This is a genomic window from Bacillus sp. TE9106W, from assembly GCF_054062215.1.
In genome coordinates this window covers 19,975-46,094 of sequence record NZ_JBSSFA010000007.1, presented here as the reverse complement: position 1 = coordinate 46,094, position 26,120 = coordinate 19,975, and the positions used below count along the sequence as shown (strand labels likewise).

Below are 26,120 nucleotides of genomic sequence, written 5' to 3'. Positions count from 1 at the left end.
AATAGTGAATAGAAGACAAGTTAAAATAGGGGATGTATTACGTTGAAATGGTTATACTGGGAGAGAAATTTAAAAACTAGATTGATTGGCGAAACTATGTTCAATACATTGTTTTGGATGTACTTTCCGTTTATGGCAATATACTATAGCGATGCTTTTGGTAAAACAATCGGCGGAATTTTAATGGCAATTATACCGCTTGTAGGCATAATAGGTAATTTATTAGGTGGATATTTAGCTGATCGATTAGGACGACGCCCGGTCATGCTACTCGGCACCATTATACAGGTAGCAATGTTTGCGGTTTTTGCTTTATCCCATTCACATTGGATTAATTATTTAGCCTATATCGGGATTGGAATTAGCGGGGCACTATACAGTCCGGCAAGTTCTGCAATGATAGCTGATATAGTGCCAGAAAAGGATAGAAGGGTCGTCTTTGCCACTTTTGTTACAGCAAATAATATCGGTGCTGTATTTGGACCAGTGTTAGGTTCATTCTTCTTCTTTCATTATCGAAGTGAACTGTTATGGACTTGTACAATTGTTACATTTATTTATTTTATAGCAATCTATTTCATAATTAGAGAAACGTTGCCAGAAGCTTCTAAAAATGATGGGGACAACAATCCAATCTCTAAAATCTTTAAAGAACAATGGAATAATTATACGAAAATCTTTAGCGATAAAATTTTCGCTCTTTATATAGTTGCGGGAGTTTTGATTATGATAGCTTTTATGCAACTCGATCTTTACCTTGCGCTATATGTAAAAGAATTTGTACCAACACAATCTCTTTTCTCATGGAATACTGGTTCATTCTCTTTGAGTAATACTCAAATTTTCGGATGGATGATGGGATTGAATGGAATCTTATTTGTTTTATGTTCTTTACCTGTTGCAAAATACTTTGAGAATTGGAGCGATCGAAATGTTTTACTTGTCTCTAATGTTTTATTTGGAATAGGTATGTTTTTAATAGGGCTAACGACGAATATATGGCTATTGTTTGGCTTTATGGCAATATTAACAATTGGCGAATTGATTCGTTCGCCAGTTGTACATAGTTTTGTCAGTAAATATGCACCTGAAAATGCTAGAGGACAATATATGGCAGCATCTAATTTACAATTTACCATCGGGCGCTTTATTGCACCTATTATGATTGTATTTTCTACATGGTTATCTCCAAGCGTTGTGTTCGGAATTATACTACTTTGTGCCCTTGTTAGTGCAGTTTTCTATGTGAAAGTATTTCGTATGATTTCAAACACAACTATGCATAATGAATGATGAATTAGTAAAGAAGCTTGTAAATTAATAACAAGCTAATAAAATACTATTTAAAAACGCTATTTTTTTCCGTTGAATCATAGGAGAGAATAGCGTTTTTGTATGTGTAATTTTGTAGAAGTGATAAAGTTCAGGATGGAATTATTTCAGGAAGGGGATTTAACGTACACATTGCTTTTAGAGTGTACCTTATATGTTTATTTGCAAATGAAATTTGAGCAAGTAGCGGTTACCCTCGTTTTTTATGAGCATAGAGCGGGAGGAAGGTTAAGGAATTGATTAGGAATAAAATTACACTTTGGGTCAAACTAAAAAATTTTGATGATTGATATTTTTAAACGATCTTATTATAAAATGAACATCGTTTTTATAATTTAACATATTATTTCAATTAACTACGTTAAAATAGGTTTTTTATATTATGAAAGTTTAGTATTATTAGTTTCTTACATACTTTTCCTATTTATAATGGTATAGTAAAATATAGTAAAAAGAGAGGGGATTAGTATGGCGATAATTGGAATTGATTTAGGGACAACTAATAGTTTAGTAGCAACATGGTCGGAAGATGGTGCAACGCTTATTCCAAATGTTTTAGGTGAATTTCTCACACCATCGGTAGTTAGCGTTGATGAAACGGGTGAAATTTTAGTTGGGCGTATTGCGAAAGAGCGACTAATTACTCATCCACAACTGACAGCAGCAACTTTTAAACGTTTTATAGGAACAGAGAAAAAATATGAGCTGGGTACATATACTTTTTCATCTGAAGAGTTATCATCTTTTGTTATTAAATCTTTGAAACAAGACGCAGAAGCGTATTTAAATGAAGAGGTTACCGGTGCTGTAATTAGTGTCCCTGCCTATTTCAACGATACGCAGAGAAAGTCAACGAAACGTGCAGCGGAAATAGCAGGATTAACAGTAGAACGTCTTATTAGCGAACCAACGGCTGCGGCAATTGCTTATGGCTTATACCAAGAAGAATCGGAAACAAAATTTCTTGTATTTGATTTAGGTGGAGGAACTTTTGATGTTTCCATTTTGGAATTGTTTGAAGGGATAATGGATGTAAAATCTATTGCTGGTGATAATTATCTTGGTGGTGAAGATTTCACAAGAAGTTTAATGACCTTCTTCCTAGAATCGCATCAACTGGATCCAGATTCACTGGATTCAAAAACATTATCATTAATTTATACACAAGCAGAACGTTGTAAGCTTACTTTGTGTAATGAATCAGCTGCGACTATGAATGTTGTGATTCAAAATCAAACATATGAAACGAGTATAAATAGGGGAGAATTCGAAAAAATTGTAACTCCACTACTGTTACGTCTTCGTTATCCAATTGAACGTGCTCTTCGCGATGCTTCGTTAAACCCGAATGATTTAGATGCTGTAATTTTAATTGGTGGAGCTACTCGGATGCCTCTTGTGAAATCTGTTATTTCTAAAATGTTTGGGCGTATGCCTTATGCAAATATAAATCCAGATGAAACAGTTGCTTTAGGTGCTGCAATTCAAGTTGCCTTAAAAGAACGAAATAAGGCTTTAGAAGAAGTGATTTTAACCGATGTCTGTCCATATTCTTTAGGAACAAGTGTTGTTCAAGAATTTGGAGATGGTAAGTCAGAGTCTGGGTACTTCTTCCCTATTATAGAGAGAAATACACCAATTCCTGTAAGTAAGGTGGAGCGACTATATACAGTAAAGGATAAACAACAATTTATAACTATTGATGTTTATCAAGGGGAAAACCGTAGGGTAGTAAATAATTTAAAACTAGGTGAGCTCAAAATTAAGATTCCTCCTGCTCCTGCTGGAAATGAGTCGGTTGATATTCGTTATACATACGACATTAATGGCATTCTTGAAGTTGAGGTAATAAGTACATCAACTGGAGAAAAGAAAAGAACGATCATACAGCAAAACGCTGGAAATCTTACAGATGCAGAAATAGAAAAGAGACTTTTAGAGTTAAGAGATATTAAAATTCATCCGAGAGATAGAGAAGAAAATCGACTTCTTCTTGCAAAGTGCGAAAGGCTTTATGAAGAGTTACTTGGTGATGAACGCAAAAAGATTTCTATATTACTGCAACAATTTGAGAGCGTGCTTACAACGCAAAATGATAAAAAGATTAAAGAAGCTTCCAGTATATTAAAAGAACATATTGAAAGTATGGAAAGGTGGGCAAATCGCTAATGAGTATTTGGAATACATTGGAGATTGAACCTACTGACGATATTTCAGTGATTAAAAAAGCTTATGCAAAACTCCTGAAAATACATCATCCAGAAGATGACCCCGAAGGATATCAAAGATTAAGAGAAGCGTTTGACCAGGCAGTGAAAAGTGCGAAAAATATGAAAGATAAGCCGTCGATTCAAATAGATGAAATGAATGCTTCTGATAGGGAACTTGTATTTTCTCCATGGACTGATAGTGATGCGGAAATTGCTACTACTACAATTGCTGAACATCCAGTCTATACATTCATGGAAAGTGTTGAGATGCTTTATGATAATTTCTTTGCACGGATAGAGCAGGGGAATTGGGAAGAAATATTACGTTCAGATGTGATATGGGATGTTCAATATGCAGCAGCACTACAAGATCAGTTAATTGAATTTTTCTTATATCATTATCACTTCCCACATTCGATTTGGGAATTAATCGATCAAGTATTTCGATTCAGCGAGCAAAAAAATGATTTAGTAAATGAATATGGAGAAAATACAATCCAATTTTTATTAGAAAGAATTAGCGGCGAAAAAGAAATGCGTTATGATATTTTTGAAAAAAATGCTGATTTAGATTTTGAGTTGTATTTCTATATACGAGAAGAAATACAAAGGAAACTGATAGCGGATGAATTAGAAGATGTAAAAGAAGAACTGGATCGTGCGTTTGCAATGTATCAAAGGGACCCTGAATTATTACGTATGCAAGGTATTTACTATTTACGTATAGATAATAAGGAGAAGGCATTACAAGCATTTAGCAATATTCTGTTGATTGATAAAGATGACCCAGATGCATTATTATATCGTGCTCATATTCAGCATAATCTTGGTCAATTTCATGATGCTATCAAAGATTGTGAACATCTTCTTTCTGTCCATCCAGAGCATATGGATGCGATGCTCATGATGACAAAATGTTTAGAAAAAGTGGGAGAAATAGATAAAGCTGAAAAAATAGTGCAGGATGCTTTACAAATAGATATAAACCATGTTGAATTTCTCTCATATTTCAATTCATTTATGGCACAAAGGGGAAAGAAACCAAATAAACCAGGATTTACAATGGCTTATGTATTTAGTTGGATATTGATGTATAGTGGCATGTTTTTAAGACGTACTTGGGTGTATATTTTATTTTTTATTCTTGCTATTATTACGCGATTACCTTTCAAATATATCCTTCTTCTTCCAGTTGTTTGGGAAGCGTGGAAGTTTTATAGACTGAAAATCAAAATATAAGGAGGAGCTTAAGTGTTCGTTTCAAGAAAGAAAAAACAGGTAGAACAATATTTTCGATGCATGTCTACAATATGTATGGATACTTATCTTCTTATTCATTATTTTACAAAATATGAATTTACATTTATAAGAGACCGTATACTTGGGAAAAAGTTTTTGAAAGCACAATTACGAAGATTTGATTGTACCGAACCGGAACAATTAAAAGAAATGATTGAGTGGCTATTAAAAGAAGGATCGCGCCAAGAATTTCAAACTATGCACAATCAATTAACTCCTCTTTCAGAAGCACAGCGAAAGCTATTACTTCCAAGACAATCAAACGATGAAAAAATGTACGTTGTGAATTACTCATTGCACATGCTACCTGATGCTGGGATTGCTGCATTTGATTATGCATGGTGTATTTGTTTAAGTCGAATTGGTAAAAGATTAGGTTATTTATCTAAAAAAGAAGCGGAGCATTATATGATACAAGCGGCAAAACTTGCTCAAAACTCCTATTCAGATTGGCATGAGTATTTTCTTGCTTTTCATATCGGTAGTCACTTTAATAAATTGGACATAAAATTCACGAACGAAAATAAATACAATATTTGTTACAACTTGGATATGTTTAGAATTAGAGGTTCTTATCTGAATACAATTGCATGGAAGAATGACCTCCTTACAGATTTAAAGGAAGGATAATTTTTGAGGGGAACCTTATACTAGACCGGATTATATTAAATTTGTTAATAAATAATACTTTACCAAATGAAGAAGGCGCAGTATGGTTGTTTGAAGATCTAATTTTAGTTCCATAACAGAACTTTATGTTAAATCAATTGAGAAATGAGAAGGTTCTTCAAAGGGTCTTTATTTCGTATAAAAATAGTACGTTATCCTATTTATGAGAATCATAGTAAGGATAACGTACTATTTTTTCTATTATGTAAATACATTCAGATACAATGATTTACTTGTTAAGGAACTACAAGTATATTATCTACAAGATGGGAAAAGAGGGGACTGAGATAATAGAAGGATGAAGCGTTTAATAGAAAGCAGTTCATCTCTATTTACTATTCGATAACTTTTAAATTTTGTTATGGGAAAGAAGAGAATGTTATATTAATCAAAAAAACTTGATTAATAAGTTGCATAAAGACTGAATCAACGTATATACTATAAACATCAAAAAAACTTGATGAAGGGAGAGTGAACTACAGTGACGCAAGATTTTCAGCTCTATGAGAAAAAATTTAAAGCGTTGGCTGATCAAAAACGTTTAGAGATTATGTATGAACTTTGTCAGCGAGGCCAGACTTGTGTATGTGATTTAACAGAGATTTTTGAAATGACACAATCTAAGTTGTCCTATCATTTAAAGATTTTATTAGAAGCAGGTTTAATTGTAAAAGAAACAAAAGGTACGTGGAGTTATTATGATTTAAATGATGCGGAAGTGAATAATTTATTATCGGAAGAATTGTGTTGTATCTTTAGAAAAACAGGCAAAGGTAGCTGTTGTTAAAATTTTGCACTATTAATCAAAAAAAGTTGATTAAATATATATAAAGAGGAGGAATAATATATGAGATATGTTCACGTTGGTATAAACGTTACGAATTTAGAGAAGTCTATTGAATTTTATGAAAAGGTATTTGGTGTTTCACCAGTTAAGGTGAAAACGGATTATGCAAAATTTTTATTAGAGACGCCAGGTCTTAATTTTACGCTGAACGTACGAGATGAGGTGAATGGAAATCAGGTAAATCACTTTGGTTTCCAAGTGGATACAGCTGAAGAAATCACATTACATAAAGAAAGATTAGAAAAAGAAGGTTTCTTTGCGCGTGATGAGATGGATACAACTTGTTGCTATGCAGTGCAAGATAAGTTTTGGGTAACAGACCCTGAAGGGAATGAGTGGGAATTCTTTTATACGAAAGCACATAGTGATGTTCACAAAATTGAAGTGTCATCATGTTGCACGACTGCAAATGAGGTAGCTAAAAATTCTTGTTGTTAATAGGAGATGGAAAATAAAATGAAACGCTTATCCTTTCTAGACCGATATTTAACACTATGGATTTTTCTAGCGATGGCTGTTGGGATTGGTTTAGGGTTTGTATTGCCTAGTGTAGTAGACGGACTGAATACATTACAAGTTGGAACGACGTCTATTCCGCTTGCAGTTGGTTTAATTGTAATGATGTATCCACCATTAGCGAAAGTTCGCTATGAGGAAATGGGCCGAGTATTTAAAGATGTTAAAGTGTTAGTTTTATCATTAGTACAAAACTGGATTATTGGTCCGGTACTTATGTTTGTTTTAGCAATTATTTTTCTTCCTGATAAACCAGAATACATGGTTGGTCTCATTATGATTGGATTAGCACGTTGCATTGCAATGGTCATTGTTTGGAACGATCTTGCCGATGGGGATAAAGAGTATGCGGCAGGTTTAGTCGCTTTTAATTCGGTATTCCAAATGCTCTTTTTCTCGGTTTATGCATACGTATTTGTAACATTCATTCCAGAATGGTTAGGGATTGAAGGGGCTATTGTCGATATTACAATGATAGAAGTAGCAAAATCAGTATTTATCTATTTAGGAATTCCTTTTATAGCAGGTATGTTGACGCGCTTTGTACTCGTGAAGTTAAAAGGAAGACAGTGGTATGAAAAGGTGTTTATACCTAAGATTAGTCCACTTACATTACTGGCATTACTATTTACGATCATCGTTATGTTCTCTTTAAAAGGAGAGATGATTGTTAGTGTGCCACTAGATGTGGTAAGAATAGCAATTCCATTACTCATTTATTTTATTGTAATGTTTTTTGTTTCTTTCTTTATGGGAAGAAAGATTGGTGCAAACTATCCGGTGACTACAACATTAGCATTTACAGCAGGTAGTAATAACTTTGAGTTAGCAATTGCTGTAGCAGTTGGGGTATTTGGCATTCATTCCGGTGCGGCATTCGCAGCTGTTATCGGTCCTTTAGTTGAAGTACCTGTAATGATTGCACTTGTAAACGTCGCTTTTTGGTTTAAGCGTAAATATTTTAATGATCAACTAGTATAATTTAAAAACAAAGGTGGAAAACAACATGGAAAATAAAAAGACAATCTATTTCTTATGTACGGGAAATTCATGCCGAAGCCAAATGGCAGAAGCATGGGGCAAACAATATTTAGGAGATAAGTGGAATGTGTATTCTGCAGGAATCGAAGCACATGGAGTGAATCCAAACGCCATTAAAGCAATGAACGAAGTAAATATCGACATAACGAATCAAACATCAGATATAATTGATGCAAACATTTTAAATCGTGCTGATTTAGTCGTTACGCTTTGTAGTCATGCAGATGCTGTATGTCCATCTACTCCGCCGCATGTGAATCGTGTTCACTGGGGATTTGATGATCCAGCAGGAAAAGAATGGTCTGAATTTCAACGTGTGCGTGATGAAATTGGTGAGCGTATAAAGCGATTTTCTGAAACAGGGGAATAAATAAAGGAAAGTGTCAATCTTCTATTGCATAGGGGATTGGCTTTTTTTATACATAAAGCCGACTACATTGATTTACAAAAAATACTAAATCAAATGGAGAATATTCTGATGAAATGATAAAGTTAGAATAGATTGGTTTCGGAAAGGTGGTTTAACTTATGATTTCTGAATTAAGTAAGAATGATTTTTATAAATGTAGTAGTTTAATAAATGAACGAGGTCAATTAGAAGTCAAAGCTGTAATTGCAGGGGTGAATCCTGGTCGTATATTTGTAGATAACATATCTTCCCTAATTCGGGGCTTATTTGGTTAGGCAATAATGATGGCTTCTTTTTTATTGGAAATGCTGAAAATGAAGAGTTTAATAAAGAAATGAATCGTTTTATTAATAATGTACTAGTACCTGAGGCGAGGAAAGCAGGACTAGATTGCTTTGAAGCAATTGGTAATCATTCGAGCTGGAACAAAACAATTGAAAGAATATTTCAGCACCGTAACTTAAAGAGTTGGAATCAAAGAGTGTATATGCTAAAGGAAGAGGATTATGAAGGTAATCATGAACCTAAAATTGAACAAGGGTACACAGTGCTGAAAATGAGCAAAACGCTTTATGAAAATCAAAGAGACTCATTGAAGAACATTGATTTTTTACAATCAAAAATTTTAGAGTTTTGGTCTTCACCAGATTGTTTTTTCAATGAGGGAATCGGTTATTGCATTGTCTATGACGATCTAATTGTGAGTGTTTGTTTTTCAGGATTTGTATTTGAAAATATACACTGCATAGATATTGAAACAATAGAGGGGCACCAGGAGAGGAAATTAGCTCAAAAGATAGCTCATAGCTTCGTAAAAGAGTGTTTGGAGAATAATATCATTCCATATTGGGACTGTATGGAATTAAATAAGCCTTCTGTGGCCGTCGTAGAAAATGTAGGTTTTACAAATGTGTTTAATTACGTAGGATATTATTTTCCTTTTGAGTAAATTAAGTGTATTTTACAAACCTATCATCGGGGATTTTTACATGTAAGGAGAATCGGATGAAACACATCATAAGAAATGTAGTAATGAATTATTTTAAAGAAATTCATACATTAGTAGTGGAAGAAGAATTACATAAGAACAGTTGGCATACAGATTTACACTATAAAATCATCGTAAATGGAAAGCGGTATTCCGCAAGATTTATAAATAGCAAGCGAACAATCAATCCAGCTTTTGGGGCGTTATCAAACGAACAACTGATAGAGCAAGTAAGGTTTACGTATTATTTACGCGAGCATGGGATTCCATTTATGCAGATTAAGGAGAATAGGGCCGGAGATTCATTTACAATTGTCACTTGGAATGATAAACAATACCGATTTGTATTGTCTAATTGGATTGAAGGAGAACATATTACGCATTGTACAGAAAATATTGCAGAAGCCTTCGGAATGGAAGCAAGAAAGATTCATGATATTTCTAATGCATTTCAAAGCTCGATTTTTCAAAAGAAATCTCACTTGGATGGGTATGCCCAGTTTATTCATATGTTAGAAAGTAAGGCAAGCGCATGTAAAGAATTACGAGAGTATATAAATCTAGCTACATATCATATAGAGTGCGCATATACGAGTGAATTAGAGTTTATCGTACAAACAGATTTAAATCCTTTGAATGTTTTATGGGAATCAAGTGAACAGATAAAAGGAATTGTAGACTTTGAATCTATTAGTTATGTAGACCGTATTGAAGGATTGTCCTTTTTAATAAAATGGTATTCTCGAACAGAAGGCGTACATTCGCATGAAGTCAGTCTAAGTGTTGCTAGTGCATTTTTAGAAGGATATAAGGCTCATAATATTGTAACATCAAATGATTATAAAAGGCTTTCTTCATTACTTTGGCTATCTGGTAGTTTGAATTGGAATTTTGTGAAGAAAACGTTAAGTGTAATAAGTGATGAGAGGGAATTAGAAGAACATTTGGAAGTTTATAGAGTGAGGGGAGAAAGGTTGTCTTCATTATTAATTTGTACATAACATGTATTCTCCTAATTTGGGATTCAAATAAGGAACCATATGAGGTGTTCTAAAAATGAAAATACAAATTATATTGTTTGATGGTTTTGGAGAGCTCGTCTCCTTTGCACCTTTTGAAGTATTAAACAGAGCCATAGAAGAAGGAGCTCCGTTTACAGTTGAACTCGTATCAAGTGAACGAAAGCAAGAAGTCACTACTTCATTTGGAGTTACAGTTAAATTACATGATTTTTTACGCATGGATAATCGTCCAGATTTGTTAATTGTACCTGGTGGTGGCTGGAATCATAAAGCAAAGCACGGGGCACGAAAGCAAGCAGAGATTGGTACTTTGACCAAAATGATTAGAGAGATGCACAATGAAGGAACGATTGTTGCTGGAGTTTGTACAGGAGGTATGCTACTAGCTGCATCTGGTATATTGAATGATAAAAAGGCAACGATGCATCATTTGGCGCAGAGTGAAATGAGGAAATATGGAGCAGAACTTCTTCCTTACAGAATTGTAGATCAAGGCGATATTATTACTGTAAGAGGAGTTACTTCAGGCGTTGATTTAGGTCTTTGGATTACGGAAAGGTTCGCAAGTTCTAAAATTGCAGCTGCTGTTGAACATAGAATGGAATATGAGCGGCGGGGAGTTGTTTGGAAGTGATTTTTTATTCACTGAATCCTATTTTTTACTGTAGAGCGTATTGCATATTCTTAAAGAAAAAGAGCCTACTCGTATGAGTTGGCTTTTTCGTTTATACACGATTATTTTTTACAGTAATATTCTCTCCGAAAGATCATAAAATGAACCATGTACTTTGTTTCATAGTGATAATTATTTTCATTATATATTCATAAATTAGTAAAAATCAGTTTACAAATTTGTATCTAACTTATATAATTTGACTCATATAAAAAAGTTTCCCTAAGGAAACTTATGTGCGAATTAAAAATTCGTGATATATTTTTTTGTTCAAAAGTTGCCTTAATGCAAAATAATTACATATATGAAAAAAAGAAAGGGGAGTGCATAAAAAATGGGCAAGGCTATAATTGTCAAAGATTTGTTTGTATCCTATCAAGGGAATCAGGTAGTTCAAAATGTTTCTTTTGAAATTGAACAAGGAAAACTCGTTGGAATTATTGGTCCAAATGGAGCGGGGAAATCTACTTTAATGAAAGCTGTATTAGATTTAATTCCGACTGATAAGGGATATGTTCAAATTCTTGGGGAGGGTATTCGAAGCGTTAGAAAGAGTGTCGCATATGTACCTCAAAGAAGTGATATAGATTGGGACTTCCCGATAACAGTTTTAGATGTAGTGCTAATCGGCACATATCCATCTTTAGGGATGATGAAAAGGCCGAAGAAAGGGGAGCGGGATTGGGCATTTGAATGTCTAAAGAAAGTCGGAATGGAAGAGTTTAAACATCGCCAAATTGGTGAGCTTTCAGGTGGACAACAACAACGTGTCTTTTTGGCGAGAGCTTTAGCGCAAAAGGCGGAAATATTCTTCTTAGATGAACCGTTTGTTGGAATAGATGTAACAAGTGAAGAAACCATTATTAAAATTCTTAGGGAGTTACGTAAAGAAGGAAAAACAATCGTTGTTGTACATCATGATTTAAGTAAAGCAGAATCGTATTTTGATAAATTACTATTATTGAATAAAAGCTTAATTCATTATGGAGAAGTACGACAAGTGTTAGAACCAACTGTTATGTCAAAAGCATATGTGAATCAAGGAATATTGTTTAATAATACGGCGGAGGTACATTCATCATGAAGATTGTAGAATTTATAGATGCATTAACGCAGTACAGTTTTCTGCAGAAGGCGTTATTAACTTCCGTTATGGTAGGAATTATCTGTGGTGTCATTGGGTGTTTTATTATTTTACGAGGTATGGCATTAATGGGTGATGCCATTTCACATGCCGTTCTTCCTGGAGTAGCGCTTTCTTATATGATTGGAATGAACTATTTCATAGGAGCTGTTTTAACAGGTGTTATTACTGCAGTTGGAATTGGTTTTGTAAGTCAAAATAGTCGTATTAAACATGATATGGCGATAGGGATTATGTTCACATCTGTATTTGCTGTAGGGATAATTTTAATTACCTTTATGAAGAGTAGTTCAGATTTATATCATATTTTATTCGGGAACGTCCTATCAGTTCGTTCTTCCGATATGTGGATGACACTTATTATCGGAGTTGTCATTATCGGCCTTGTCATGTTGTTTTACAAAGAATTACTCGTATCCACTTTTGATCCAACAATGGCGCAAAGTTATGGATTGCCGAACAAATGGATTCATTATGGCTTAATGATTCTTCTTACAATGGTGACAGTCGCATCCCTTCAAACTGTTGGAATTATTCTAGTTGTTGCCATGCTTATCACACCGGCGGCTACAGCGTATTTATTAACAAATCGTTTATGGGTCATGATTTATTTAGCGGCAGGCATCGGTGCACTTTCATCTGTAGTAGGGTTATATTTTAGTTTCTCTTATAATCTTGCTTCAGGTGCGACAATTGTTCTTGTTGCAACATTCTTGTTCGCATTAGCATTCTTTTTCTCACCGTCACAAGGTTTGTTTTGGAGAGCTATCAAAATTAGAAAAAATAGAGCAGAGTTGTCATAATTGATTGGAGGATAAAAATGAAATTTAAAAATGTTGTATTATCGATACTTTGTATTTTCGTATTTGCATTAACAGCGTGTTCTAGTAACACAAATGGAAAAGAAGAGGGCAGTGGAAAATTAAAAGTTGTAACTACATACTCCATTATATATGATATGGTGAAGCAAATTGGCGGAGAGAAAGTTGAGATTCATAGTCTTGTTCCAATTGGAGCTAACCCGCATGAATATGATCCACTACCAAAAGATGTTATGAAAATGACAGATGCAGATATGGTACTTTACAATGGATTGAACCTAGAAGAAGGTGGAGCGTGGTTTAAAAAGTTATTAAAAACGGCAAATAAATCAGAGAAAGATGCACCGGTTTATAAAGTAAGTGAAGGCGTAGAAGCTATTTATTTAGAGACAAAAGGATTAGAAAAAGAACCAGACCCGCATGCATGGATGAACATTAAAAATGGTATTTTATATGCTGAAAATGTGAAAAAGGCATTAATTAAAGAAGACCCTAAAAATAAAGAGTTCTATACTAAAAATGCTGACAACTATGTAGCAGAACTTCAAAAGTTACATGATGAGACAGTAAACAAAATTCATCAAATCCCTGAGGAGAAACGGTTCTTAATCTCTAGTGAAGGTGCTTTTAAATACTTTGGAAAAGCATATAATATTAAGACGGGATACATTTGGGAAATTAACTCAGAAAATCAAGGTACACCAGATCAAATTCGAGATGTTGTAAGTGTAATTCAAACAAACAAAGTTCCGGCTCTATTTGTAGAAACTAGTGTAGATCGACGCAGCATGGAAACTGTTTCAAAAGAAACAAACGTGCCAATTGCAGGTACAATTTTTACAGATTCACTAGGTAAATCAGGTGAGGATGGAGATACGTATTTAAAAATGATGAAATGGAATATAGATACCATTATTAATGGGTTACAAAAGTAAAATCTAGCTTGTGTAACTGTTGAAGTTTTATAAGGTAAGGAAGAGCCAACTCATGTGAATTGGCTCTTTCTTTTCTTAATAATTTGGCTGAATATATCCTAACTTTATTCCCTTCGTGACAGCTTCTAAAGAAGATGAAACATTTAATTTATCAAATACATGCTGAATATGATTGGAAATTGTACGTTCGCTAACGTATAACATAGAAGCAATTTCTTTGCGCTTATAGCCATCGCATAGTAATTGTAAAATTTGTTTTTCACTATGAGTCAATTCTTCAATTGTTTCTGTAGAGGTTGGAAAATGAAACGCCCCTTTATTAATGTCATTTAATATTTGTACCAATACTTCAGGTAAAATATTTTTATTAATAAAACCACTTACACCTAGTTTTTGAGCTTCATACTGGTAAACAGGTAAATCATAACCGGTTAATATAACAATTTTTGTATCACATTTACTATCCAATATTATTTTTGCTATTTCTAAACCATCTTCACTACTTATATTGCTTAAATTAATATCTAATAAAATAATATCTGGTTTAAACTGGTTGATAATTGTAACGACATTTTCAACATTTTGTAATGAACGGAATTCATCTATTTCAGGATAATCTTCTAAGGCTATTTCCAAGCTTTTTGCAAACAAAGCATGATCATCTATTAATAAAATGTTTATAGGAATCGTCTCCTTTCATAGGAATGATAATAGTAATGCATAAACCAGAAGGATTACTATTTGAAATGGTCATTTTACCATGTAATAAAAATAGCTGTTCTTTAATCGAATTCAACCCTTTATGACCATTCAAAATATCTGCTTCGGTAGTTGTTAAACCTTTGCCATTATCTTTCACAATAAGTTTTATTTCCCCATTTTCTTGTACTACATGTAAATGTAACTTTGAACAATTTGAATGTTTGAATGCATTCGTTACTAGTTCTTTTAAAATTCGATATACAACAAGGTGATAAGGTTCTACTAAAAACAAGTCGTCGTTACACGTAAAGGATATATTAACATGTTTCATTTCATATTTTTTTTGTATCATTTTAAGTAAATTACGATAATTTTCTTTTAATGTAAGTGTTTTTAATAGAGTTGGATGATACTCTTGCATTTCGATACGTATTGTATGACTTAAGTTGTCCAGTGTCGCTACGATCATGTCATGAATTTCTTTTTTGTTAGATTTGTTCATCATATTTTTAACAGCTAATATGTCTTGTAGTATTTCATCATGTAAATAATTAGAAAATCCACTTTTTAATTGTTCTTCTTTTACGATTTGTACTAAGTTATGAACATACGAACTGTCTGGCAAAGTTTTTAATTCTTTTGTATTCAAATTGGAGATAGTGTTTTTTGTGTCTTGAAATAATAATGTGAAATAAAGCTGAACGAACCAAATAATTGTATGTATAAAAATGAAATAAGTAATCATATTAAATTGAAATAGTACCCCAAGTGAACTCATAAAAATAAAAATGCATACAAACATAAAAGCAATTGCACCTTTTTTTAAGGGGAAATATTGTTTCATAGATATATGATTTTTAAAGGCTATTGCATGAATACTAAATAGGGGGAACAGAATTATTATGTACCATCCTAAGTTATTTACATATTCGGGACTCCTCCCAAATAAGGTAACATATACGATAAAGGGGAAGATAAGAATTGTAGTAGATGTAAGTAAATGCTTTTTTTCAGTTTTAAAGACAAATTTAATTCGTTTGTCATGTTGTAGGAATAGAAAAATAATACAACTAACACTGATAAGCCATTGAAATGAAAATAGAACAGAAAATATTCTATCGTTTATTAAATATGCACCTAATGTTAGTAAACATGTAACTCGTAAAATCCAATCTTTTTCTTTTTTATAACTATAAATAGAATCTTGGAAAAAGTATAGGAGTATAAATTGCACGATTTTATATAGAATGAATACACTTAGTAGTGTACTGAATGTACGAAAAATCTGGTTGTCATTCAGTGTAAGTAAAAACTGCCAAGAAGTAAAAAGTAGTAAACTAGAAAACTGTGATAATAGAGTATTGTTTTTTAAGTTGATAAAACTAATATATGATCCATAAATGGACATGACTGTTATAAGCAGTAAAGGGAGTAATTTTGCTGTTCCTATAATATTGTCTATTGAAAATTCGTAGCATAAAAAAATAATCATACAAAGTTGATTAATTAAAATTAAAATTTGTTTTTGCTCATAATACTTTTTCATAAAATCACTTACCTTTGTTAGATTACATACAGATAAAGCTGATGTTTTTGATTTATCATCAGCTTTATTTATAGTTTTTTAATTTTTATTGTTAAATATAATTTTATAACAGGCTTTTTTTGTTAACAAATAATAAACGATATATACAACAGTAAAAATGATTACTGCGAAAAGAATTGGTAATATAAACGCACTACTTTTTCCTAATAGATCATCCATTAACGCGGTTTTATAGGCAACTAATGCAAAAATGCTATGCGCTAATCCTATTATGTAAGGAATGCTAAATAAGGTGAAAATTTCTTTGCTTATTATTCTTTTTATCTTCTTTTTGTTATAGCCCATTCTATTTAAAATAATAAATTCATTTTTATTTGCCATCATACTTGAAAGGTTATGGAAATAGAGAATACTGCCTGTTGCAATAAAGAAGATGATAGTAACAAAACTAATGAGCAAGAATGTTGAGCTATTTTGCTGAATAATATAATCATTTTTCTGGTAACTGCTTGTAAAATAACTATTATTTTTAAATAGTGGAGCTAAGTTTTCATAAACTGCTTTATTATTCCTCATATCTAATCCATTAAAACTCACTATCGTTTTTTGGGGTAATTCTAAAGCTTTTATTTCTTTATACAGTTGATCCGAGATAATAAGTGTTCCGACACTATTTGCAAACCCAATCGAATTAAGTAATGTAGTGTCTTTTACTTTAACATCTATATTAGTTGTAGGCGTTAAATTTAAAGTATATATTTTCCCTTTATCTAGATTTTCTTTTTCAGGTCGATATTTTACTAGGATGCTTTCATTTTTAGCTAGATGATTAAATTCTACATTTTTATCTTGAATATGTATTAACTTTCTGTAATCTGACTCAGAGATAAGGTCAAATCCATGTTCTGTTTTTATACTATATTCTTTAGGTAAATTATTAGAATTAGATTTCCTGTTAATAATGGTTGTTTCTGTATATCTTGTATTTTCTTTACCGACAGTATTTTGTACAGTTTGTAGTGCTTTATTCGCTACATCCTTATCGTCTAAAGGGAACTCAATAGCTGAAGGTACGATCCGTTCTGTAGCGGCAACTGGATAGTAAAGAGTCAGTAGAGTAGAACTGAATATAGCTAAAGTTCCTGCGGTTAATAAGGTTAATAAAATGAAAGTTTTTGCTTTCGAACGAATTTTAAATATAAAGTTTGGAATGACAATAATATTGGATTCTTTATAAAACCATATTTTATTTTTCTTCAATTTTTGAATCGCATATGGTAAAAAGGAATGAATAAAGAAAATCGTCCCTAATATTACACTAAACATTGTTAAGAGGGCGATGGGGGAAAAGCCAATTGTTTTCCACAAGGATTTCGTGCCTCTTGTAATATCGATTGCTAAGAAATAGCCAATTAAAATGAAAAACAATCCTAGTAGTGAAAAAATTGTATTGATTTTTATCTTTTTTTCTTCCTTTTGTTCCATACGTACTAAAGTTAGTAAGGAACTTTTTCGAAGAATAATCCAATTTGATAAAGATAAAACAAAAAGAACAGCAAAGATAAAAACAAAGGTGAATAGTACTGCATCAAGATTAATAAATGGTACTTTAGAAGTATCGATTTGTAATTTTAGTATTTTAATTATTGCTTCCACAATTACTTTATGTGCAATAGCACCAAATGTGATTCCTACAAGAAGGGCAGCAAAGCAAATGATAATATTTTCAAAAGTTAACAGTTTTAGCATCGTTGATTTTCTATACCCTAAAAGGGAATAAACGCCTAGCTCGTTCATTCTTTTTTTCATGAAAAATGTATTAGAGTATGACATATAGAATAGTACAAATGCCATAACAAAGATTGCCACTGTTTTGGACATTGTTTCTACTCTACCGTCAGACGAAATCTTTTCCATCACAATGTCGTTCATGGAAAAAGAGATAAAGGAGAAAAATACCATCAGTACAAAAGCTACTGAAATAAAATAGAATGAATAGAAGGAGAAGTTATTTTTTAAATTCTTTTTTGCGATTGTAAATAAACCCACAGTTCAATCTTCCTTTCATGCTCTTAGTTATATCGATTTTCATCAATTTTAGAGAGTTCTTTTAATATTTCTTCAAAAAATTCTTTTCTATTTTGTTTGTTTTTCTTTAATTCTTTTATAATGTTTCCGTCTTTGAATATTAAAATTCTACTAGAAAAACTGGCTGCATAGGCATCATGAGTTACCATTAAAATTGTAGTTTGAAGTTCCTCATTTACCTCTTTTAATTTTTGAAGTAGTTCTGTTGCAGAATTTGAATCTAATGCGCCTGTTGGCTCATCTGCAAATAAAATACTAGGCTGCTTCGCAAGGGCTCTTGCAGCTGCAACCCTTTGTTTTTGCCCGCCAGATAGCTGACTAGGATACTTACTTAATTGCTCAAATATTCCAAAACGCCTTGCTAAACTTTCTATTATTAATTCAATTTCCTTTGGTGATTTTTTTAACAGAGTAAGTGGAACAGCAATATTCTCCTTTACTGTTAAACTATTAAGTAAAAAATACTCCTGAAAAATAAACCCTAAGTAATTCTTCCTAAAATCAGCAGATTTATTATTGTTAAGCGTTTGGATATTAATCCCGTTTATAAAAACATCGCCATCTGTAGGTGTGTCGATAGTGGATAAAATATTTAATAAAGTTGTTTTTCCGGATCCAGAGGCCCCCATAATCCCCACAAACTCACCCGCTTGAATATCAAAAGAAACTTTATTAAGCCCTGGTAATTGATTCTTGTTATAAATTTTTGTCACATTCCTTGCAGATACTAATGCATTCATTTTATTTACTCCTTTTCATCTATTTATATATGAAGTGTATCTTTTGATATAAAAAGAAGCATGAGTAAAAAGCGCAATCTTGTGCTCATATGCTGTTACTTTGTATTACGAAATTGTGCAGTGGATAATAAATGATGAAAAAGATTTTTTCTTTTATGGAGTTGCATAAGTAATAAAAAAATATAGCTACATTGTGATAGAGAGATGAATAAATAAAGTATGGCCTTCAAAAATCCCATCAGCCGATAAAACGAGGGAAGTCCAACATAATGGACATAAACGGTGCTAATACATGTAAAGTAAGATGTCACGAAAAGGAATAAAGACTGCTAATTTTCATACGCTTTGATTATGTAAAAATAGAGGGGATGGCATGAAAGACAATACTCCTTAGAAAGTTTTATTTATTTTGGTAATTAAGGGGTTCACGTGAAGAATGTAATTATAGTATGTCATTCATGATAAACGAATCATACAATTATTAAATTATATTCATTTCATGGGCGTGAAAATGTAGTCTAACCGTATTAGCATCGATAAACATGAAGTTAAGTGTTTGGTGCTTTTAACTAGAGTGAACTCTCGCATTTTATAAAAATCATTTACGAAAAAGGGATTTGGATAATTTTCTTGAATTTTTTTATTCAGAAAAAACAATTTTTGTATTGGAACTAATTTACATATGATCATTAGAGGAGATTAAAAATGAATCACTTTTTTGTAGAATTTGGCGAATACCAAGCAAGTGTTTGTGAATGGGGGGATAAAAATAACCCTCAAATCATTTGTTTTCATGGTTTAGGAAGTACAAAGTTAAGTTTTATAGAAATAGCGGAATTTTTAAAAGATAAATATCATGTTGTATCGTTTGATCTACCTGGACATGGGAAAACATCGAATTTTGAGAAGGATGAAGATTACAGTGCATCCTATTTAACAAGTTGGATAGTAGCATTACTTGAGCACATAGGAAAAGAAACATTTCACCTATTAGCACATTCATGGGGAGCAAGCGTTGCGCTTCACTATGCAGCAGAACGTCCAGAAAAAGTGAATAAAATGGTTTTATTAGATGGTGGTTATCATCATGGCAAAATGAATGCGGACTATTTTGCGCAGCTATATAAAGATGCGAAAGAAGGAGAGTGTCCACCACGATCATTAGAAGAAGAAATCACTCATTACGAAAAAGATTTTGATGAATATATTTTTGACAGTAAAGAAGCGTTCATCCAATCAGAAAAACGGGCTTACAGCAGGTGGTCACCATTAATAGAACGTGCAGTTTATGACTTAATGCGAGAAGAAGATAGTAAAGTGAAATGGCACGCTACTGGTGATACCGCTAGAGGTGTAATTAAGTTTCAATATACGGTGTATAAAAGATTGAAATCGCATAAAATTAAAAGCGATATTTTATTATTGTATTGCGATCTTCCACATAACTATTTAAAAATAAGAGAATTGCAGATTGCGGAATTTCAGAAGCATATTGATATTACGACTAAGTTTTACAAAGATACAGGACATTTAATGCATTGGGATAGACCAGAAGAGATTGCTGAAGATGTTTTAAAATGGTTCATATAAAGAAAGTCCGTTGTTCGAATGTGAGCAACGGACTTTCTTTTGAAAAACTGAATTCAAGAGTGATAGAGGGATAAGCAAAAGCATTACAGTTCTATCACCAATTCATTTTTTGCTATAATAGATGCGTGGCAGAAAACAGATAGAAAGATACTGCTAGTAATTTATACTTAAAATGTAGGGAGATTGAACTGAGTTATGGGGACAGAAAAAGAAATTAGTTCCGCTAAATTAATATGGAAGATGACGCGCCCGCATACGTTAACGGCGACGTTTTCTCCTGTAATTTTAGGAACAGTGGCATCACTTTATGTTGCCAAAATTGATTGGCTGTTATTTATTGCGATGATGGTTGCATGTTTAGCATTGCAAATCGCAACGAACTTATTTAATGAGTACTATGATTTCAAACGTGGATTAGATACCGCTGATTCTGTTGGCATCGGTGGCGGAATTGTCCGTCATGGATTGAAACCAAAAAATGTGTTAACAGTTGCGCTTTTATTGTATGTAGTAGCAGCAATTATTGGAGTTTATATTTGTATGAATAGTAGCTGGTGGTTAGTCGTCATCGGTTTAATTGGAATGGCGGTTGGCTATTTATATACAGGTGGTTCATTACCAATTGCCTACACTCCGTTTGGAGAATTAGTTTCTGGCTTGTTAATGGGGACATGTTTTGTACTCATTGCTTTCTTTATTCAAACGAATACGTTAACGATTGAAAGTGTATTGATTTCCATTCCAATTGGAATTTTAGTCGGTGCAATCAACATGTCGAATAACATCCGAGATATCGAAGAAGATATTAAAGGTGGAAGAAAGACGTTAGTAATCCTTCTCGGGAGAGAGAAAGCAGTGGTAACACTTGCTGTAGCCTTTTTCATTGCTTATTTATGGATCGCGGTGATTGTATTAATGGGTTATATAAGCCCTTGGGCATTAGTGATGTTCCTAGGTTTGAGAAAGCCAATTTCTGCAATTCAAAGTTTCCAAAAAGGAGCAAAAGATCCCGGATATATGCGCATCGCAATGAAATCAACAGCGATGACAAATACGATTTTCGGCTTCTTATTATCAGCAGGATTACTAATAAGTTACTTGTTTTAAATAAAAACCCCCAGTTTCTCAATTTTAATTTAGAGAGATTGGGGGTTTTATTTTGACTTTGCTTCATGTTAAAAACAGTTTCATTTGAAATGAAAATACCAATACATTGCAACTTCATCATTTGTCATATCCAAACCTTTATAAATAAGAAAATCAAATCCACCAATTACAAATCCACATTTTTCATAAAATTTACATGCTGCGACATTATTATTTTGCGTTTCAAGCATAATACCTGCCATATTGCCTTCTTTTGCCCACTGCTTTGCTTGATCAACTAATCTTTTACCAACTCCGAGTGTACGATATTTTTTATCCACTGTTATATCTTCTATGTAAGCATAGTGATTCCAATTCTTTTTCAATACTATGAATCCAATGATTTGGTTATGTAACAGTGCTATGTAAATTACTTGATTCGGTTTATTTATATAGTCATTGTAAGCAAGTTCTTCATTATCATATTGATTTTGTAAATAACTTTTTTCATAACTTGGAACGTCTTCTACTGTATATTCTATGCGTCTATTTACTTTGGAAAGAGAAAGAATTAACCGAGCATTCACTATAAAACTATCATCAATCTCCGGGAAATTGCCTACATCATTTTTTTCTAACTTTCTAATTAAAAGGTTCATCGTGATACCTCCAAATCATATTATTTTTTCTGGTTTTTTATGTGATTCAAATTCATTCCAATTACAAAATTATAATAGAATTTCAATAGTAAGGCTATCATTACAAGTTATTCCTGAAATCATTAAATTTTATAAAGAGAAAGGGTATGAATTTGGGGTATATAATGACGAGGATCATTTTTTTCTAAACTTCCAGAAAGATTAACGTCTATAGTATAAACATAGTTATTTTAAAAAGGGATTTTTATTACTAAATGAACAACTAAGCCAAAAGCCGATTTCCTATACGATAAAGAAATCGGCTTTTTTATGAAATTTTGCTTCGTGTATGAAGTTTGTGCTTTAAGATGAATATATTGATCTTATTTTCAAATGACATTCGTATCACAAACTGTTTATAAAGGGATAGCGCCACACCCAGCAAGCTGAGGAAAACAAAAGGAACTGAATTCTTATAGATGACTAACTGTGGCGAGATAAAATGAGGGTACACAAAATAGTAGCTTGATGAGTATGGACTAATGCTGAATTCTTAAATCGATGGATATGTGGTGGTACGCGACTTATAAATATAATGAGGGAATAGTGTGACATGAAAGAAGAAACAAGGTCTAAATTATATAAGAGCGTGTACCTTTTTAAGAGAACAGTGTTTTCCAAAAATACATATTAAAATAGGGGTTTTTGTATAATAAAAGGAGTTCATTACCTGCTATATACAGGTCATGAACTCCTTTTTAACCCCTTGGTATAAAATTATACTTTCAATTAATAAATATATGGGAGCCTAGTAAATAAAAATCATAAAATAATTCATTATTAGCTAGCTGCATCAGGTTGTTTCATATTAAATAATTCATCCCAATTGTTAATATTATTGGCCTCTAAAATTACTCCGTACTTATCAACTATCATAGCTTTAGGAGCTTGCCGGATATTATAGTCTGCTATAATTTTATCTGAATGGACATATGAAATGTTATTTTGGGTGAGTATTTCAATATAATTATCTTCTATTTTTCCTAGACTGATAAATAATAAATTTTTATAAATGGGTAATTCAGGCGTATATTTAATAGCAGTTATTAATTGCTTACAAGTAGAACAAGAAGCAGATATAAATATTATGGTTATGGGTTTTTTCATAGCTGCGTTTATCTGTATATCGTGATTGAATTGGTCTTTTATTCTAAAAGGAATAGCTGAAGATCCCTTTTGAATTTCTTGTCTAAAGCTAATACTTTCTATCTTATATAGCTTAGTCACAAAAAATTTTAAAGTTTGATATAATTTGTAGAGTATTATACTTTCAACCAATACTAATATGAATAGAAAAATAATGTTAATTAACCAGTATGTATTCATAGTACACCCCTCAAGTATTTCTCTTATCTTCAATTAGCTGTACCTTACTCATAAAAATACGTAATGACTTCACAAAGCTATAAATGAAGTAACCTTGAACAGCAATAATAACCCACAGTAAAAAATAAGCAATAACCCAAATTAATTCCAAATTTATTCCCCCTTAGTCAATAGTTTTATGTTCTGTTTTAAATCAAACATTTCTTTGCTAGTAAGAGTCACAAGGATTCCTAATATATACACACTGTTCATCAGGAAGAATTTATAATCAAACGCCATTGCAAATAATGAGAAGGGTTGGACTGTAAATCCTCCTATTAATACAAATATCAAAAGTACATTTCTAAAAACTAAATTTTTAGACAATTTATGTGCACCTACTAAACCACCACATCCACAATCAAAATCAACTCTACCTTTTACAAGGTTTATTATTATAGCAATTGTATAAATGATTAATAATAGAATTGCACCAGGTATGACATAGAAGGTTGCAAAGCCAAGAAGGAAGCCAATGCCTATAAAAAATTCGAATAGAGTCTCTAGCCATATAAAAATGCGTATAAACTGTTTAGGTATAATCTTATATAGAATAACTGTGTTATAATGATCTTCCATGTTTTTAAGTTTGTTTACACTTGAAAATAGGAATAAATATCCATAAAAAAGATATACAATAGTTAATATTTCTGACATATTTTTCACACTCCATAGACACTTTCCTTTTTTTCATACATATTAGCTTGTTGAGAATAGAGCTTGTAATAATGCATTTTTTGATCTATCAGTTCTTCGTGTGTTCCAATTTCTACTATTTCACCTTCTTTCATTACAATAATGCGGTCAGCCATGTGACAAGCATACATTCTGTGTGAGACAAAAATTGAAGTCTTGTCTTTGGAAATATCTATTAATTTCCTAAAAAGGTTAGCTTCAGTAATAGGGTCTAAAGAAGATGAGGGTTCGTCTAGAATAAGGGTTTGTGCATTTCTAATCATTGTTCGTGCAATTGCTACTCTTTGCCACTGGCCACCTGATAAATCTTGGCTATTTTCAAACATTCTTCCCAATATTGTATCGTATTGATTTGGTAAGTTTTGAATAAAGTCATGTGCCCCAGCTTTATCTGCTGATTTCATAATAGAATCAGTATCAGCGGTCTTTATATTTCCTAGACGTATATTATCACTTACACTAAATTCATAACGTACATAATCTTGATGAACAACAGAAATATTTTCATATAAACTCTCCCTATTAATGTCCTTTATGTTGATATTATCAATTAAAATAGCTCCTTCCTTAATTTCATATAATCCTGTTAAACATTTTATTAATGTTGTCTTACCGGAACCGTTTGAACCAACAATAATAATATTTTCATTCGGCCTGATGTCTAAGTTTATGTTACTTAAACTTTTCTTATTTGCTCCTGCATAGGTGAAGGATACATTTTTAAATTGTATTCCCATTTTTTGAGGCACAGGGAACAGAGTATTCTTCCTTTCAATGTCAGCAGGTGTATCTAAAATAGTGAAAACATCCTCTAAAAATAAGGTGCGTTCTCGTAAAGAAGATATTAATAATGTTATCTGGTTTATTGAACCCTGTGAACGCTGTACGGCCTCTGTCACAGTAACAAAGTCACCGATTTTAACAGTTTTTTTTGTTATCATCCACAGTAAATAGATAGCCAAATAAACATAAACTGATGCCGTAAGAATATCTAATAGCAGCGTTCTTTTTTGTTGTGAAGATAATTGTTTAAGAATAGCTCTATTATTTTCTTTTAGACTAGTTCTCCAAAATTTAAATAAATAATTGTGAGATTGGTTTAATCTAATTTCTTTGTTAGATTGGCGGTTAGTAAATAAATTAAAAATATAGTTTTGTAGTCTTGCATTAGGAGTTTGGAATTTCATTAAAAAGTATTTTTGTTCTCCAAATTTAAATTGCATTAATAACATTGGTATTGCTGAAAGTATTGTAAGGAATGTGAATAGCCAATGAAACTGCAACAAAAATATTTGGACAGAGATTAGGATAATACTATTTTTAAGTATATCTAGAAGTTGGATCATTGGATTAAGGAATTGAGATCCTAGGTCGCCTTGGAATCTTTGAATTAAGTTATAGAATTCGTGATTTTCAAAGTTCTCATAGTTTATGTTAACTACTTGTTGTGTTAATCTCCCTTTAACATCCATTTCAATATTTTGTTGCATCCGGGTAAATAAATACAATTCTACCTTTTCTAGTAGTGACGTGGAAATTGTTAATATGAATTGTAAAATTAAATAGAACATGACTTCTTTAGTTGAATTATGGGTTGTACTCACAAGTGTTTGTAAGCCGTTTAAAATTCTTTGCGTTGTGAGTAGCAAAAGTAGCGGCGTAAAACTTTCGATTATTTGTATAATGATATACAGTGTCAACTC

The 26,120-nt window shown here is 32.3% G+C and carries 24 protein-coding genes and 2 pseudogenes; 17 read left to right on the top strand and 9 right to left on the bottom strand.

The genetic code is table 11. The annotated features are described in order from the left end of the window. Window positions 1–42: 42 nt before the first annotated feature. The 14 genes and pseudogenes from ACVWY7_RS14685 (at window position 43) to mntA (ending at window position 13,906) form a co-directional block, all read left to right on the top strand. A complete protein-coding gene (locus ACVWY7_RS14685; RefSeq protein ID WP_033682583.1) occupies window positions 43–1,293 on the top strand; it encodes an MDR family MFS transporter in 1,251 nt (416 codons plus the stop codon). 507 nt (window positions 1,294–1,800) lie between these two features. Continuing rightward, on the top strand, window positions 1,801–3,501 hold the full coding sequence (gene hscC / locus ACVWY7_RS14680) for a molecular chaperone HscC (protein WP_000974591.1): 1,701 nt from the start codon (window positions 1,801–1,803) through the stop codon (window positions 3,499–3,501). Next, window positions 3,501–4,781, top strand: coding sequence for a J domain-containing protein (locus ACVWY7_RS14675; RefSeq protein WP_002080255.1), 1,281 nt, complete (start codon window positions 3,501–3,503; stop codon window positions 4,779–4,781). The genes hscC and ACVWY7_RS14675 overlap by 1 nt, the downstream gene beginning before the upstream one ends. A gap of 12 nt (window positions 4,782–4,793) precedes the next feature. Beyond that, entirely contained in the window at window positions 4,794–5,471 is a 678-nt protein-coding gene (locus ACVWY7_RS14670; RefSeq protein ID WP_073525122.1) for a DUF1266 domain-containing protein, read from the top strand. 520 nt (window positions 5,472–5,991) lie between these two features. Then, complete coding sequence (arsR, locus tag ACVWY7_RS14665; protein ID WP_000189771.1) at window positions 5,992–6,297, top strand: arsenical resistance operon transcriptional regulator ArsR; 306 nt, start codon at window positions 5,992–5,994, stop codon at window positions 6,295–6,297. A gap of 60 nt (window positions 6,298–6,357) precedes the next feature. Next, window positions 6,358–6,795 carry an ArsI/CadI family heavy metal resistance metalloenzyme gene (locus tag ACVWY7_RS14660; protein WP_456523850.1) on the top strand — a complete coding sequence of 146 codons (438 nt, stop codon included), beginning with the start codon at window positions 6,358–6,360 and terminating at the stop codon, window positions 6,793–6,795. Window positions 6,796–6,813: 18 nt separating this feature from the next. Further along, on the top strand, window positions 6,814–7,854 hold the full coding sequence (gene arsB / locus ACVWY7_RS14655; protein WP_456523849.1) for an ACR3 family arsenite efflux transporter: 1,041 nt from the start codon (window positions 6,814–6,816) through the stop codon (window positions 7,852–7,854). 25 nt (window positions 7,855–7,879) lie between these two features. Next, window positions 7,880–8,284, top strand: a complete 405-nt coding sequence (gene arsC, locus ACVWY7_RS14650; RefSeq protein WP_456523848.1) for an arsenate reductase (thioredoxin) — start codon at window positions 7,880–7,882, stop codon at window positions 8,282–8,284. 158 nt (window positions 8,285–8,442) lie between these two features. Further along, window positions 8,443–9,272: pseudogene (locus ACVWY7_RS14645) on the top strand (GNAT family N-acetyltransferase). A 56-nt stretch (window positions 9,273–9,328) separates the two neighbouring features. Next, window positions 9,329–10,312, top strand: a complete 984-nt coding sequence (locus ACVWY7_RS14640) for a phosphotransferase (RefSeq protein ID WP_000680505.1) — start codon at window positions 9,329–9,331, stop codon at window positions 10,310–10,312. Between the two features lie 55 nt (window positions 10,313–10,367). Further along, window positions 10,368–10,967 carry a DJ-1/PfpI family protein gene (locus ACVWY7_RS14635; RefSeq protein ID WP_000701545.1) on the top strand — a complete coding sequence of 200 codons (600 nt, stop codon included), beginning with the start codon at window positions 10,368–10,370 and terminating at the stop codon, window positions 10,965–10,967. Window positions 10,968–11,340: 373 nt separating this feature from the next. Beyond that, window positions 11,341–12,090, top strand: coding sequence for a metal ABC transporter ATP-binding protein (locus ACVWY7_RS14630; RefSeq protein WP_000513555.1), 750 nt, complete (start codon window positions 11,341–11,343; stop codon window positions 12,088–12,090). Then, window positions 12,087–12,953 carry a metal ABC transporter permease gene (locus ACVWY7_RS14625; protein WP_000706182.1) on the top strand — a complete coding sequence of 289 codons (867 nt, stop codon included), beginning with the start codon at window positions 12,087–12,089 and terminating at the stop codon, window positions 12,951–12,953. The genes ACVWY7_RS14630 and ACVWY7_RS14625 overlap by 4 nt, the downstream gene beginning before the upstream one ends. A gap of 17 nt (window positions 12,954–12,970) precedes the next feature. Further along, window positions 12,971–13,906, top strand: coding sequence for a manganese ABC transporter substrate-binding protein/adhesin MntA (gene mntA, locus ACVWY7_RS14620; RefSeq protein WP_000669593.1), 936 nt, complete (start codon window positions 12,971–12,973; stop codon window positions 13,904–13,906). A 75-nt stretch (window positions 13,907–13,981) separates the two neighbouring features. On the opposite strand, the gene ACVWY7_RS14615 is transcribed toward mntA, so the two are convergent. The 4 genes from ACVWY7_RS14615 to ACVWY7_RS14600 form a co-directional block, all read right to left on the bottom strand. Continuing rightward, window positions 13,982–14,587 carry a response regulator transcription factor gene (locus ACVWY7_RS14615; RefSeq protein ID WP_139242331.1) on the bottom strand — a complete coding sequence of 202 codons (606 nt, stop codon included), beginning with the start codon at window positions 14,585–14,587 and terminating at the stop codon, window positions 13,982–13,984. Then, the gene (locus tag ACVWY7_RS14610) at window positions 14,565–16,154 is read right to left on the bottom strand and encodes a sensor histidine kinase (protein WP_456523847.1); all 1,590 of its coding nucleotides are present in this window, start codon (window positions 16,152–16,154) and stop codon (window positions 14,565–14,567) included. The genes ACVWY7_RS14615 and ACVWY7_RS14610 overlap by 23 nt, the downstream gene beginning before the upstream one ends. Window positions 16,155–16,232: 78 nt before the next feature. Further along, window positions 16,233–18,203 carry an FtsX-like permease family protein gene (locus tag ACVWY7_RS14605; protein WP_456523846.1) on the bottom strand — a complete coding sequence of 657 codons (1,971 nt, stop codon included), beginning with the start codon at window positions 18,201–18,203 and terminating at the stop codon, window positions 16,233–16,235. Between the two features lie 23 nt (window positions 18,204–18,226). Further along, window positions 18,227–18,982: an ABC transporter ATP-binding protein gene (locus ACVWY7_RS14600; RefSeq protein ID WP_000993168.1), complete on the bottom strand. Its 756-nt coding sequence runs from the start codon at window positions 18,980–18,982 to the stop codon at window positions 18,227–18,229. Window positions 18,983–19,687: 705 nt separating this feature from the next. Here ACVWY7_RS14600 and ACVWY7_RS14595 point away from each other — a divergent pair. Both ACVWY7_RS14595 and menA read left to right on the top strand, forming a co-directional pair. Continuing rightward, window positions 19,688–20,572 carry an alpha/beta fold hydrolase gene (locus ACVWY7_RS14595; protein ID WP_001015270.1) on the top strand — a complete coding sequence of 295 codons (885 nt, stop codon included), beginning with the start codon at window positions 19,688–19,690 and terminating at the stop codon, window positions 20,570–20,572. A gap of 195 nt (window positions 20,573–20,767) precedes the next feature. Then, a complete protein-coding gene (menA, locus tag ACVWY7_RS14590) occupies window positions 20,768–21,679 on the top strand; it encodes a 1,4-dihydroxy-2-naphthoate polyprenyltransferase (protein ID WP_000536380.1) in 912 nt (303 codons plus the stop codon). 80 nt (window positions 21,680–21,759) lie between these two features. On the opposite strand, the gene satA is transcribed toward menA, so the two are convergent. After that, window positions 21,760–22,317 carry a streptothricin N-acetyltransferase SatA gene (gene satA, locus ACVWY7_RS14585; RefSeq protein WP_001050475.1) on the bottom strand — a complete coding sequence of 186 codons (558 nt, stop codon included), beginning with the start codon at window positions 22,315–22,317 and terminating at the stop codon, window positions 21,760–21,762. Between the two features lie 97 nt (window positions 22,318–22,414). On the opposite strand from satA, the pseudogene ACVWY7_RS14580 reads away from it, so the two are divergent. Beyond that, a pseudogene (locus tag ACVWY7_RS14580) lies at window positions 22,415–22,522 on the top strand (polysaccharide deacetylase family protein); the annotation flags it as partial. A gap of 614 nt (window positions 22,523–23,136) precedes the next feature. On the opposite strand, the gene ACVWY7_RS14575 reads toward ACVWY7_RS14580, so the two are convergent. Genes ACVWY7_RS14575 through ACVWY7_RS14560 form a run of 4 tightly spaced genes read right to left on the bottom strand, consistent with a single transcriptional unit; the run spans window position 23,137 to window position 25,907 of the window. Continuing rightward, window positions 23,137–23,682 (bottom strand): hypothetical protein, encoded by a 546-nt coding sequence (locus ACVWY7_RS14575; protein ID WP_001099733.1) that lies wholly within the window; start codon window positions 23,680–23,682, stop codon window positions 23,137–23,139. Between the two features lie 10 nt (window positions 23,683–23,692). Continuing rightward, window positions 23,693–23,833 carry a hypothetical protein gene (locus ACVWY7_RS14570; RefSeq protein WP_158007638.1) on the bottom strand — a complete coding sequence of 47 codons (141 nt, stop codon included), beginning with the start codon at window positions 23,831–23,833 and terminating at the stop codon, window positions 23,693–23,695. 2 nt (window positions 23,834–23,835) lie between these two features. Continuing rightward, a complete protein-coding gene (locus tag ACVWY7_RS14565; protein ID WP_001289821.1) occupies window positions 23,836–24,378 on the bottom strand; it encodes a MauE/DoxX family redox-associated membrane protein in 543 nt (180 codons plus the stop codon). A 5-nt stretch (window positions 24,379–24,383) separates the two neighbouring features. Then, window positions 24,384–25,907: an ABC transporter ATP-binding protein gene (locus ACVWY7_RS14560; RefSeq protein ID WP_456523845.1), complete on the bottom strand. Its 1,524-nt coding sequence runs from the start codon at window positions 25,905–25,907 to the stop codon at window positions 24,384–24,386. Window positions 25,908–26,120: the final 213 nt, after the last annotated feature.